General features: G+C 54.5%; 10 protein-coding genes. 9 read left to right on the top strand and 1 reads right to left on the bottom strand.

The window, feature by feature from the left end:
* The 5 genes from KJY40_RS06430 to KJY40_RS06410 all read left to right on the top strand — a co-directional run bounded on the left by KJY40_RS06430 (position 1) and on the right by KJY40_RS06410 (position 7,217).
* On the top strand, positions 1-3,012 hold the full coding sequence (locus tag KJY40_RS06430) for a hypothetical protein (RefSeq protein WP_230735671.1): 3,012 nt from the start codon (positions 1-3) through the stop codon (positions 3,010-3,012).
* Positions 3,005-3,976, top strand: a complete 972-nt coding sequence (locus KJY40_RS06425) for a tetratricopeptide repeat protein (RefSeq protein WP_230735669.1) — start codon at positions 3,005-3,007, stop codon at positions 3,974-3,976. The genes KJY40_RS06430 and KJY40_RS06425 overlap by 8 nt, the downstream gene beginning before the upstream one ends.
* Positions 3,977-4,063: 87 nt before the next feature.
* Positions 4,064-5,050: a tetratricopeptide repeat protein gene (locus KJY40_RS06420; RefSeq protein WP_230735667.1), complete on the top strand. Its 987-nt coding sequence runs from the start codon at positions 4,064-4,066 to the stop codon at positions 5,048-5,050.
* 135 nt (positions 5,051-5,185) lie between these two features.
* Complete coding sequence (locus KJY40_RS06415; protein ID WP_230735665.1) at positions 5,186-6,154, top strand: tetratricopeptide repeat protein; 969 nt, start codon at positions 5,186-5,188, stop codon at positions 6,152-6,154.
* Positions 6,155-6,245: 91 nt separating this feature from the next.
* The gene (locus KJY40_RS06410) at positions 6,246-7,217 is read left to right on the top strand and encodes a tetratricopeptide repeat protein (protein WP_230735663.1); all 972 of its coding nucleotides are present in this window, start codon (positions 6,246-6,248) and stop codon (positions 7,215-7,217) included.
* Between the two features lie 150 nt (positions 7,218-7,367).
* On the opposite strand, the gene KJY40_RS06405 is transcribed toward KJY40_RS06410, so the two are convergent.
* Positions 7,368-8,090, bottom strand: coding sequence for a tellurite resistance TerB family protein (locus KJY40_RS06405; protein ID WP_230735661.1), 723 nt, complete (start codon positions 8,088-8,090; stop codon positions 7,368-7,370).
* A 176-nt stretch (positions 8,091-8,266) separates the two neighbouring features.
* Here KJY40_RS06405 and KJY40_RS06400 point away from each other — a divergent pair, with 176 nt between their 5' ends.
* The 4 genes from KJY40_RS06400 to KJY40_RS06385 all read left to right on the top strand — a co-directional run bounded on the left by KJY40_RS06400 (position 8,267) and on the right by KJY40_RS06385 (position 13,234).
* Positions 8,267-9,181 (top strand): LysR family transcriptional regulator, encoded by a 915-nt coding sequence (locus tag KJY40_RS06400; RefSeq protein WP_007954670.1) that lies wholly within the window; start codon positions 8,267-8,269, stop codon positions 9,179-9,181.
* A 102-nt stretch (positions 9,182-9,283) separates the two neighbouring features.
* A complete protein-coding gene (locus KJY40_RS06395) occupies positions 9,284-10,771 on the top strand; it encodes a gamma-aminobutyraldehyde dehydrogenase (RefSeq protein ID WP_207866804.1) in 1,488 nt (495 codons plus the stop codon).
* An 82-nt stretch (positions 10,772-10,853) separates the two neighbouring features.
* Positions 10,854-12,005 (top strand): putative ABC transporter substrate-binding protein YdcS, encoded by a 1,152-nt coding sequence (gene ydcS / locus KJY40_RS06390; RefSeq protein ID WP_064593672.1) that lies wholly within the window; start codon positions 10,854-10,856, stop codon positions 12,003-12,005.
* A 191-nt stretch (positions 12,006-12,196) separates the two neighbouring features.
* Positions 12,197-13,234: an ABC transporter ATP-binding protein gene (locus KJY40_RS06385; RefSeq protein ID WP_085647772.1), complete on the top strand. Its 1,038-nt coding sequence runs from the start codon at positions 12,197-12,199 to the stop codon at positions 13,232-13,234.
* Position 13,235 lies beyond the last annotated feature (1 nt).

Here is a 13,235-nt window from a genome sequence, read left to right as displayed (position 1 = left end):
ATGACAGGTACGTCCGAACAAACAACCCCGCAAGAGCCCACACCAGTCGTTATACCGGCGGATCCGCCAAAGACGCCCGCTGATGCCGAGACGTTCTGCAAGGACAAGAAGCCCGGTTGCAGCAGTAGCTACGACGACATCATCTACGTCACCGGCCAACGTCGATTCTGGCTACTGCCCAAACGCACGTCGGAAAAGCTGAAGGAAAGCGTCAGCCTGCTCAAGCAGAAGACCGTCGATGCAGACAAGGCCACTCGCATGAGCAACATCGCCGATGCCGGATTGATGGAGTACTTCCTCACTCCGGGGCCCGAAGCCTTTCTCGAAGGCGAGCAACGTAGCAGTTACCTGGAGTCGAAGTCGGCAATCCCCGAAGACACTACCAAAAAAGCCCAGTGCCGTAAGGATTGGGAGGCGGCAAAAGCCAAGGGTGACAGCGACGCTACGATGCATGCCGAGCGCGAGATGTTCCACGCCGGACAACGCATCGAGAAAAACCAGAAAAACATGGAAACCCTCGAAAAAGTATCCGACGCAAAAGCAAAAACGTTGGGGTACAAACGAGAAAATGGGATCTTCTATACCCCCCGTGCGCTAAAGGCTCGTGACGCCATCGACAAGTACATTGAAGAGCGTGACAAGGCCAAAGCCCATGGCTACAAAATGTTCGACCCAGGCACCAAGAAAATCGCTTCCGCCTGGGAGCACTTGAAAGACTACAAGGCGCTACACAAAAAACTGATTGAAACCGGTGAAGTCGATAAGAAGGCGTTGAGGGGGGTACAGCTCAACATCCTTGCGTTGAAAGATTTGATGTCCAAGTACATCAACTCCATCGTGGAACTCGCTGAATGCGGGATCGCGGTTCCCGAGTTCGCCCTCAGCCCCGACGATCAGTATGCGGGCACAGAAGACTTCCAGGCCTTCGTAGAGCTGACCACCAAGCGAGATGAACTCGAGAAGAAAATTGAAGACCGCTATTCCCAGTGGGTCTCGGCCACTGGAGGCAAATCCGCGCCACCCGGGGTGCTCTTCGTCAAATTGAGAGATCAGTGGTACGAACTGAATACCGAAGCAGAGCGGATTCAGACGACCGCCGAAGCCCGCGTGCGAGAAATCCGGCCCCCTCGTATGTTTCTCTGGGACCCCGAAACCTATAAGCCAAAACCGATTGAGCGCCTTGCCAAGACCAACATTCCTTTGCGCGAACTCAGCAGCGCGTCGTCGACAACGATCTTGAACCACATCAGCCTCAAGCACTTGGCTCAGGTCAGCGGCAATGCATTCAAGGGGCAACTGAAAGAGCTTGCCACCAGCCTGCCCAAGTCAATCGCCAAAGAGGCCGACGACGATCGCGTTTTCAGTGACTGGCTCAATCAGGAGGGCGCACTTCAATTCGATGAAAAAGGTCCGTGGTTCGACGAGCATGGCTTGTTCGTGCCCGACAAATTCTTCGCTGCGCTGGAGGCCAAAGGCTACAGAGTTGAAAGCATCAAGGCTGAAGACAAGCGCAAACGTTGGGGTGAAAACCTAAAAGCGATGGTGTTCGAAGACAAACAGCTTCGTAATCTCATGCTTTTTGACAACAGCCCGCAGGCCCAACTGGTCAGATGCTTACTCCCAGAAGGCGCCAACCTGCTGACAGAAGTCAAAATGGAAGGCCCCACCTGGAAAAATGGCGCCCCTCAAATTGCCAACGTTGAAGTCGCTCTGGATGTAACGGCATGGCGCGGAGAAGTGACCCTGCTGAAAGTCGAGTTGCCAAAACGGGTCAAGGCTGAACCCTGGACCGCCAAATACAAGGCTCACGATGGCAGTATCCGCAGCGTCAATTTCGGCAAATTGTCCCTGGATCTGGAAGCCAAGGCCTGGGGCTTCGCCGGCGCCAGCCTGATGCTTTCCCGCGATCTGTCTCTGGATCAAAAAACCGGTTACACCAGCCTTGTTGGCGTAGACGTTGCCGAAAAAACCGGCGAAGTTGGCAAATACGAAGTGTTTGCTGGCGCCCAGGCTGGATGCAAAGTGACTGGCAAACTGTTCTGGTGCCCGCCTCCCGGCGTCCTCCCGCCTGCGCCAGTGCCGAACCGTCTGGCAGCCAACCAATGGCGCCCGTTGGCAAAACTGGAAGTCGAAATGGCGGTGGCGGTCGGTGCCGGCATTTCGGGAGACCTGAACCTGCGAGTGCACGACGGACGTCTTTTGCTGTCGATCAAAGGCGCGCTCGTTTGGGGCGCTGGGGTCAAAGGCTATTTGACCTTTGAGGTCGGATACGAAAGCATCGTAGCCCTGACGGAACTGGTGCGACAGGAAATGGCCGCGAACCAATACAAGGATCTGGAGTGGGTGGAAACCGAAGCTTTGGCCTACGTGAAAAAACTGAGCTTCCTCGGCGCCACGGGAATTGATGTGGCGTTTGCGTATGTGCGTGGGTATGCAATTGTTAAAGAGATTTTTGAAGCTCTTACTGCGGGGGATCGTGGGGGGCAGATTGCTTATACGCTCGGTAGAAATGAAAATAGGCAAGAAATGCAGGATTGGGTTTACAACCTGCAGCCACAGGCTTTTGGGCCACTTTTGCTGGCATTGAGTGCCCCACCAAAACCATTTACCGTTGAAGAAGATTCAAAGGAAGAACAGAGCTTCAATGAAGACCAAGCACACCTGTTGCAGCAACAGGCAATTGAACGATGCCTAGGGTGGATATCTAGTAAGCCTGATGCAAATCAACAGTTTGAAGAAGCAATTATCTGCATGAATCGAGACGGTGCACGACCTGGCCAAGCTGGGCTCGCATACTGTAAAAACAAAGCAAAACTTGATTTATTCATGGCCGAGCGAGTACTTGGACTCACCGAAACCAACAATGTAATGCGAGCCAGATACAAAGATCGCGTATCGAAGCTCGGACTTCGTTTAAATAAACATTGTGACTATAGCACCGTATATAAAGGGCCTGCTTTCGCGCCAGTCCAAGGTATAAACACCACTTATAAAGGACCAAACATTGATTAAGCGAGCTACTTTAGGTTGTCTAATTTTAATGTTCCTATCCTGTGCTTCCGCCGGACAGTTGACAGAGATTCAGACGGCAGCCAGAAATAAGGGTATTGCTCTTTACCAACAAAGCGCATGGACTTCCTCACAACCATTTTTAAAAACCGCCGCTGAAGCTGGCGACCGTCACGCTCAGTATTTTTTAGGCGAGGCGATACGACTGAGTAATCGTTACATGACGGACGAAGCCAAAAAATGGTATGAGGCCGCCGCCGAGCAGGGCGACCTTTACGCGATGCTACGTCTCAGCAATAAAAATGATCTGTGCACAGTATTGGAAGAGTGCACAGGTAAAAATAGTGAAGAATGGAGGGAGCATGCGGTAAAAGTCGCTCGTGAGCGTGCAGACAAAGGCGACACAGAGGCAATGATTGTGCTGTTTACGGCCAAACAAGGGTTGGAATGGCTAGAAAGGGCTGCGGAATCTGGTGATAGCTATGCTCAGCAATTACTCGCCAGTGCCTATAAAAGAGGACAGGGCTGGTTCCTGATTCCAGGCAGTCGCGAGAAAGCAATAGAAAAGTGGTATAAAGCATCGGCTGAAGGCGGCTACCCTCCGGGCATGTACCTCTATGCAAACTATCTGTATGAACACAATGGAAGCAAAGAGGACGTAGGACGTTGGCTTAAAAAAACGGCCGAATCGGGTCATATTGAGGCATTAGGAGGGTACGCCTTAAACATCGCACACTTACCAGATACTTATGGATTCCCTCTAGACTTAGTTAAAGCCTACGGATTTACATATTTAATATCAAACCTTAAAGGTGGGGCGACTTCTCCTGAAGAGGCAAGACTCAACCTTCCAGAAATAGCAAAAAAAATGCAACCCAAGGAAATTGAACTTGGAATTTCCTTTGCAAAGGAATGGGAAAAAACACACCCGCCACTCTCCTATTTCGATCCTATATACGGCTATTAAGACCTAGCAAACACAAGAAAGGCCAGCGCCCCCCTAAAGCTGGCCACTTTCAAAAAACAATATAATCCCAACAGAAAAAGAAAAGAGGTGACAGATTTAACTTTGATTAAGAAAACTCTTGCCATAATTTCATGCTCAATTTTATTTTCCGGCTCAGTTTTTGCCAAACTAACTACTGAGCAAGAGGCCGCAAAAGAAAAAGGCATTTCACTTTACCAACAAAGTGACTGGTACGATTCCCAACCGCTACTCAAAATTGCGGCAGAGAGTGGCGATAGTGTTGCGCAGTACTATTTAGGAGAAGCCATTCGTCTTAGTAAACGCTACATCACAGTAGACGCAAAAAAATGGTACGAGGCAGCAGCCAGCCAAGGTGACCTTTACGCAATGCTACGTCTAAGCAACTCAGGTGATCTATGTAAAGAAATGGGTAGCTGTGCCGGTAAAAGCGGTGAAGAGTGGCGAGAGCATGCTTTGAAGATTGCAAAAGAACGTGCCGAAAAAGGCGATTCTGAAGCAATGACTGTTTTATTCACAGCGAAGCAAGGTTTGGCGTGGTTGGAAAGAGCGGCAAACGCTGGTAACGGGGTTGCCCAGAAAGTCCTTGCAGGGGTTTACCAAGACGGTGGCGGATGGTTCCTGACTCCCGGAAGTCGCGAGAAAGCTGTTGAGAAATGGTTTAAAGCCTCAGCCGAGAGCGGTTATGCGCCAGGCATGTATCTTTATGCAAATTTCTTGTACGAGCACAACGCAAGTAAAGAAGAAGTTGGATACTGGATTGAGAAGGCTGCTGAGATGGGCCATATCGATGCTGCGGGTGGCTATGCTTTGACGATAGCCCATCTTCCTGACAGCTACGGTTTTCCATTGGATTTAGTGAAAGCTTACGGAATAACCTACCTTATCTCGAAACTAGAAGGGGGTGGGGTCGCACCGGAAGATGCTCGCAGAAGCCTTCCAGAAATAGCAGAAAAAATGACTCCAGAAGAAATCAAAAAAGGGATAGCTTTCGCCAAAGAGTGGAAAACAAAGCATCCTCCACTATCTTATTTTGTTCCACCTTATGGCTACTGATCTAAGAAAAGGGTGGCAGAATTAATTTCTAAAAAAAGTTCTTCCACCATTTTCTTTTCATCCGTTTCTTTCGTATATAAGAAGCGGCTCTCACACCAGTCAAAGGTCTAAACGTTACTTACAAAGGACCAAACATTGATTAGGAATTTTATTGGAGCTTTCTGGCTCTCGTTGATTTTCTGCAGTAGCGCAACAGCTGAGTTCAACCCAGCGCAAAAAACAGCCAGAGATTCGGGCATCGCGCTTTTTCGTCAAAGTGATTGGTACGACTCCCAGCCACTCCTCACGATCGCAGCGGAAGCTGGAGATCGTGACGCCCAATACTATTTGGGCGAAGCAATTCGACTAAGTAAGCGTTATATCACTGCCGAAGCTAAAAAATGGTATGAGGCAGCTGCTGAGCAGGGCGATCTTTATGCAATGCTTCGTTTAAGTAAAGAAGATGACTTGTGTACCATTATGGACAGCTGCTCTGAAAAAGGCGCAAAAGATTGGCGAGAGCAAGTATTAAAAGCGGCAAACGAGCGAGCCGTTAAAGGAGACACTGAAGCAATGACAGTGCTCTTTACAGCTGGCCAAGGGATTTCCTGGCTTGAGAAAGCGGCGGAAGGCGGTGACAGTTATGCCCAACAACTGTTAGCCAGTGTTTACAAAAGCGGTGCTGGTTGGTTTTTTATTCCAGGGAGTCGCGAAAAAGAGATTAATCGACTATTTAAATCTTCCTCTGAGGGTGGCAATCCGAGAGGAATGTTTCTCTACGCAAATTATTTATATGACCACAACGGCAGCAAAGAGGAAATCGCACACTGGGTAAAAAAAGCTGCAGAAAACAGCCATATAGACTCATTAATTACTTATGCATATAAAATCTCCGACCCCTCCAACGAACTCGGCTACCCAGTAAATCTGAAAGAAGCATACAGCTTGATTCTAATACTTTCAAAACTTGAGGCCGGAACGGCTCCAAAGGACGCAAAACGAAAACTTCCAGAGCTTGAGAGCCAGATGAAACCAGATGAAATAAAACAAGGCATCGAATTTTCCAAAGAGTGGAAAAAAACTCACCCGCCACTTTCGTATTTTGATCCAATTTACGGATATTGACGCCCAGCAAAGACAAGCAAGGCCAGTTCAGCAACACCAACATAGACCTGGCCGTTTTCAAAAAAACAAGAAACCCTGACAGAGCTGCACTTTGAATATAAAAAACATTGCACTCGCTCTATATTTAACACTTTCATCATACCTGGCCTATGCCCAGCTCTCTGCGGACCAACAAATAGCTAAAGATCAAGGCCTAAATCTGTATCAGCAAAGTGACTGGTACGACTCTCAACCGCTACTTAAAGTCGCAGCCGAAGGAGGAGATCGAGTTGCCCAATACTACTTGGGGGAAGCCCTTCGATTGAGCAATCGCTACACCACTGCCGAAGCAAGAAAGTGGTACGAAGCCGCAGCGGATCAAGGCGATCTATACGCGATGCTGCGCTTGAGCAGCAAAAGCGATCCCTGCAATGTTTTTGGGGACTGCACAGGAATGAGCGCTGACGAATGGCGCGATCAAGCGATAGAAATAGCCAAGGAACGTGCTAAACATGGCGATACTGAGGCTATGACTGTACTTTTTATCACCAAACAAGGATTTAACTGGTTAGAGCAGGCTGCAGAAGCGGGCGACCCTTTGGCACAAAACACACTCGCGGGAATCTACAAAGACGGTGGTGGATGGTTTTTTATTCCGGGTAGCCGGAATAAAGCCATTGAAAAATGGTATAGAGCATCGGCTGAAGGCGGATACCCACGGGCAATGTATCTATACGCAAACTATCTTTTTGAAAACAACGGCAAAAAAGAAGACGTTGCTTTCTGGCTCAAAAAATCTGCGGAACATGGATACATTGAGGCGGTTGGAAACTACGCCCTGAGTGTAGCTCATATGCCTGACGATCTTGGCTATACAAAAGACCTGACGGAGGCATATGCCCTTGCTTACTTGATGTCTGGGTTCAACGGTGGCGGAACAGCTGCTGAAGATGGAAAAATGATACTTTCTGACATCGCCAAAGAGATGACGGAAAAAGAAATAAAGCAAGGCATACTGCTTGCCAAAAACTGGAAAAAATCACACTCTCCTCTTTCATACTTTCCGCCAATCTATGGATACTAAAAAAGCAAACAATTACAACAATCCAAGCGCAAGCCTTGCACACACCAAGTTAGTCCATAACAAAAAAAGGAAGATCAATATAAAATATTATCTTCCTCCTTTTTCTTGCATCAAATTACTCGTTGCACAGACAAGAGCAGATCACCCCGCTTACACCAAAGCCACCCTAACCTGCCTCTCCAACTCCACCTTCAACCCCGGCTCCAGCTTCAACTGCCGCGCCAGTTCATCCAGATAGCTCTTCTCCATGAAGTTCTCCTCATCCACCATCATCACGCTTGCCACGTACATTTCGGCGGCCATTTCCGGTGTGCTTGCCGCACGGGCAACGTCGGTGGGGTCGAGGGGTTTGTTGAGTTCGGCGTGGAGCCAGTGCTTGAGTTCCTGATCGTTGTCGAGTTTGGTGAACTCGCCTTCGATCAGCTGGCGTTCGCGGTCGTCGATGTGGCCGTCGGCCTTGGCGGCGGCGACCAAGGCCTTGAGGATGGCCTGGCTGTGTTGTTCGACTTGCGCAGGTGGCAGGCGATCGAGGGTTTGCGGTTCGCTTTGGGGGGCGGTGCCTTTTTGGGCGTTCCAGTTGCCGTAGGCTTTGTAGGCGATCACGCCCAGTGCGGCGAGGCCGCCATAGATGGCGACTTTACCGCCAACCTTGCGGGCCTTTTTGCTGCCCAGCAACAGGCCCATGGCGCCGGCCGCCAGAGCACCGCCGCCTGCGCCTGACAGCAAACCGCCGAGTGCGCCATTACTGGAAGATCCGCCCAGCAATCCGCCCAAACCACCGGCAGCCGGTTTGTTCTGCGCCCCGCCGGCCTTGTTCTGCAGCAGATCCTGGCCGGACTTGAGGAGTTGATCGAGCAATCCACGGGTGTTCATGTTCCGTCTCCAAACTGGGGTTATCCGGATCAATAAGGCCCTCAGCCTAGTTCGAAAGTGCCCGTCACTTGGGTGCGAGTGTGCTTCCAGATGTTGCCTGGCCCACCGCAGCCATTCGCGAAAATAGATATACACTCGAGGCAATCTATAAAAACCGCCCACCGGGTAATCCTTCCATGATGACCTTGCGTCAGATCCGCCATTTCATCGCCGTGGCCGAGACCGGCTCGATCTCCGCCGCCGCGCAAACCGCGTTCATTTCCCAATCGACCCTGACCCTGGCCATCCAGCAACTGGAGGAAGAAATCGGCGTCAGCCTGTTCAACCGCCACGCCAAGGGCATGACGCTCACCCATCAGGGGCACCAATTCCTACGCCAGGCGCACCTGATTCTGGCGACCGTGGACAACGCCAAACGCAGCCTGCAACAGAGCACCGACCAGGTCGCCGGGCAGTTGATCGTCGGCGTGACCAGTCTGGTAGCCGGTTACTACCTGGCGGATTTGCTGACCCGTTTCCAGCGCGCCTATCCCAATGTCGAGATCCGGGTGATGGAGGACGAGCGGCCGTATATCGAGCATCTGCTGGTCAGCGGCGAGATCGATGTCGGTGTGCTGATCCTCTCCAACCTCGAAGACCGCCACGCCTTGCAGACCGAAGTGCTGACCCACTCGCCGCACCGTTTGTGGCTGCCGGCCCAGCATCCGCTGCTGGAACACGACAGCATCAACCTTGCCGATGTGGCCCGGGAACCGTTGATTCAGCTGAACGTCGACGAAATGGATCGCAACGCCCAACGCCTATGGCGCGGCGCCGGACTGCAACCGAAGATCACCCTCAGAACCGCGTCCACCGAGGCGGTGCGAAGCCTGGTAGCGGCGGGCCTCGGCGTGTCGATCCAGCCGGACATGACCTACCGCCCCTGGTCGCTGGAAGGCGACATCATCGAAGCGCGACCGATTGCCGACCTCAACCAGACCCTCGACGTCGGCCTGGCCTGGCGTCGCGGCACCGCCCGCCCCGCACTGGTCGATCCCTTCCTGACCGTGGCCCGCGAGCAACCTCACGGCGGACGCAAGCCATCTATTTAATCGAATGCCACCTTCAGTATTTAGAATTTGTCGACCCCGGAGCCGCGCACTAGTCTTGCTGCATCTATAAGACGGTCGGCTCCCGGATCCACGGGAGCAAAGATGACCACACAAGAAAAGAGATCCCGGAAAATGGCTGGCGCGCAGACCCACATGCACACCGCGTTGCTGATCGACGGCGAACTGGTCGCCGGCCAGGGTTTTGTCGAACCGATCCTCAACCCGGCCACTGGCGAAGTCCTGACCCAGATAGCCGAGGCCAGCACCGAGCAAGTCGAAGCCGCCATCCTCGCCGCCCACCGCGCCTTTGCCGAGTGGTCGCGCACCACCCCGCAACAACGCTCGAATTTCCTGCTGGAAATCGCCAACGCCGTCGAAAAGCACGCCGATCACCTCGCCCGCCTCGAAGCACTGAACTGCGGCAAGCCGCTGCATCTAGCGCGGCAGGACGATTTGACCGCCACCGTCGATGTGTTCCGCTTCTTCGCCGGCGCCGTGCGCTGCCAGACCGGTCAGCTCAGCGGCGAATACGTGCCCGGCTACACCAGCATGGTGCGCCGCGATCCGATTGGCGTCGTCGCGTCGATTGCGCCGTGGAACTACCCGATCATGATGGCCGCGTGGAAGATCGCCCCGGCCCTCGCCGCCGGCAATACGCTGGTGTTCAAACCCTCCGAGCACACTCCGCTGTCGATTCTGGCGCTGGCGCCAGCGCTAGCCGAAATTCTGCCGCGTGGCGTAATCAATATCGTGTGCGGTGGCGGCGAAGGCGTCGGCAGTCACTTGGTTGGCCACCCGAAAGTGCGCATGGTGTCGCTGACCGGCGATATCGTCACCGGTCAGAAAATCCTCCAGGCCGCCGCCAAAACCCTCAAACGCACCCACCTCGAACTCGGCGGCAAGGCCCCGGTGATCGTCTGCAACGACGCGGATCTCAAAGCCGTGGTCGAAGGCGTGCGCACTTATGGCTATTACAACGCCGGGCAGGACTGCACGGCGGCTTGCCGTATTTACGCCCAGGCCGGGATTCACGACAAGTTGGTCGCCGAACTCGGTGCGGCGGTCAGCAGTCTGCGCTTCGCTGGCAAACGCGACGCCGACAACGAGATCGGCCCGCTGATCAGCACCCGTCAGCGCGACCGCGTGGCCAGTTTTGTCGAGCGCGCCCTCGGTCAGCCGCACATCGAACGGGTTACAGGCGCAGCGGTGCATTCCGGCGCCGGGTTCTTCTATCAGCCAACCCTGCTGGCCGGTTGCAAACAGAGCGATGAAATCGTCCAGCGCGAAGTGTTCGGCCCGGTGGTGACCGTGACCCGCTTCGACGAACTCGCGCAAGCGGTGGACTGGGCCAACGACTCGGAATACGGCCTCGCCTCGTCGGTGTGGACCCAGAACCTGGACAAGGCGATGCAGGTCGCCGCACGCCTGCAATACGGCTGCACCTGGATCAACAGCCATTTCATGCTGGTCAGCGAAATGCCCCACGGCGGGCTGAAACGCTCCGGTTACGGCAAAGACTTATCCAGCGATTCGCTACAGGACTACAGCGTGGTGCGGCACATCATGGCCCGCCACGGCCAGCATCTCTGACTACGCTAATAACAAGCCGACCACGGCATGCTTCACCGCGTTCAAAACTGCCCCGACCATAATTTAAAGAAGAGGGTTCACCATGTTCGTGCACAAGACCGCACTGCTCAGTGCAATCACCATGGCCCTGCTGGCCAGCGCCAGCCTGCAGGCCGCCGAGCCGCTGAAAGCCGTCGGCGCCGGCGAAGGCCAGCTGGATATCGTCGCCTGGCCCGGCTACATCGAACGCGGTGAAAGCGACAAGGCCTACGACTGGGTGACCGGTTTCGAGAAGGAAACCGGCTGCAAGGTCAATGTGAAAACCGCCGCCACCTCTGACGAAATGGTCAGCCTGATGGCCAAGGGCGGTTACGACCTGGTGACGGCGTCGGGCGATGCCTCGCTGCGGTTGATCGTCGGCAAGCGTGTGCAACCGATCAACACTGCGTTGATTCCGAACTGGAAATCCCTCGACCCGCGCCTGAAAGACGCGCCGTGGTACGTGGTCAACAACCAGACCTACGGCACCCCGTACCAGTGGGGCCCGAACGTGCTGATGTACAACACCAACGTGTTCAAGACTGCACCGACCAGCTGGAACGTGGTGTTCGACGCGCAGAACCTGCCCGATGGCAAGCCGAACAAGGGCCGCGTGCAAGCCTACGACGGCCCGATCTACATCGCCGACGCGGCGCTTTACCTGAAATCCACCAAGCCTGAGCTGGGGATCAAGGATCCGTATCAGCTCACCGAAGATCAGTACAAGGCTGTGCTGGAACTGTTGCGCGCTCAGCAGAAGCTGATCCACCGTTACTGGCACGACACCACGGTGCAGATGAGCGACTTCAAGAACGAAGGCGTGGTCGCGTCCAGCGCCTGGCCGTATCAGGTCAACGGCCTGATCAACGAGAAACAGCCGATCGCTTCGACCGTGCCGAAAGAAGGCGCCACCGGTTGGGCTGACACCACCATGCTGCACGCCGAGGCCAAGCACCCGAACTGCGCCTACAAGTGGATGGACTGGTCGCTGCAACCGAAAGTCCAGGGTGATGTGGCGGCGTGGTTCGGTTCGTTGCCGGCGGTTCCGGCGGCGTGTCAGGGCAGTGAGTTGCTCGGCGCTGAAGGCTGCAAGACCAACGGGTTCGATCAGTTCGACAAGATCGCCTTCTGGAAAACACCGCAGGCTGAGGGTGGGAAGTTTGTGCCGTATAGCCGGTGGACGCAGGACTACATTGCGATTATGGGCGGTAGGTAAAACCTGGAACAACGCGGTCTGCTCCCTTTCCCCCTCGCCCCTCTGGGGGAGAGGGAGCTAAAAGCAGATCGCGGCGTATCGACCAGATGAGTTAGCCAAAAACCATCGCATACACCGCCAAACGATCCAGTTTTTTCAGAAGTCCAGGCAGGGCCGCTGCGACGGCCCTCGCCTTTTCGGAGCACCGCACCATGACGCTTGCAGTCCAGTTCACCAACGTTTCCCGGCAGTTCGGCGAGGTGAAGGCCGTTGACCGGGTTTCCATCGATATCCAGGACGGCGAGTTCTTTTCCATGCTCGGCCCTTCCGGTTCGGGCAAGACCACGTGCCTGCGCCTGATCGCCGGCTTCGAGCAACCGAGCGCGGGCTCGATCCGCATTCACGGCGCCGAAGCCGCCGGTCTGCCGCCCTATCAACGCGACGTAAACACGGTGTTTCAGGATTACGCGCTGTTCCCGCACATGAATGTGCTGGACAACGTCGCCTACGGCCTGAAGGTCAAAGGCGTAAGCAAAACCGAGCGCCACAAACGCGCCGAAGAAGCGTTGGACATGGTCGCCCTCGGCGGCTACGGCGCGCGTAAACCGGTGCAGTTGTCCGGCGGACAGCGCCAACGTGTCGCCCTCGCCCGCGCGCTGGTCAATCGTCCGCGAGTGCTGTTGCTCGACGAACCGTTGGGCGCTCTCGATCTGAAGCTGCGCGAACAGATGCAGAGCGAACTGAAGAAGCTGCAACGCCAGCTCGGCATCACTTTCATCTTCGTCACTCACGACCAGACCGAAGCGTTGTCGATGTCCGACCGCGTGGCCGTGTTCAACAAGGGTCGCATCGAGCAGGTCGACACCCCGCGCAATCTGTACATGAAACCCACCACCACCTTCGTCGCCGAATTCGTCGGCACTTCGAACGTGATTCGCGGCGATCTGGCGCGCCAGCTCAGCGGTCATCCGCAGCCGTTTTCGATCCGTCCGGAACACGTGCGGTTCGCCGAAGGCCCGTTGGCCAGCCACGAGATTGAAGTCAGCGGTCTGCTCCATGACATCCAGTATCAGGGCAGCGCCACGCGCTATGAACTGACTCTGGAAAACGGCCAGACCTTGAGCATCAGCCAGGCCAACAATCAGTGGATCGACAGCAGCGCGCAGCACCAGACCGGTCAGCGCATCAGTGCGCGCTGGGCGCGGGAAGCGATGATTGCGCTGCACGACACCGTTGCGAGCGGGGTGTGAC

The organism is Pseudomonas fitomaticsae (genome assembly GCF_021018765.1).
GTDB classification, from domain to species: Bacteria; Pseudomonadota; Gammaproteobacteria; order Pseudomonadales; family Pseudomonadaceae; genus Aquipseudomonas; species Aquipseudomonas fitomaticsae.
This window is presented reverse-complemented; position numbering and strand designations above follow the sequence as displayed.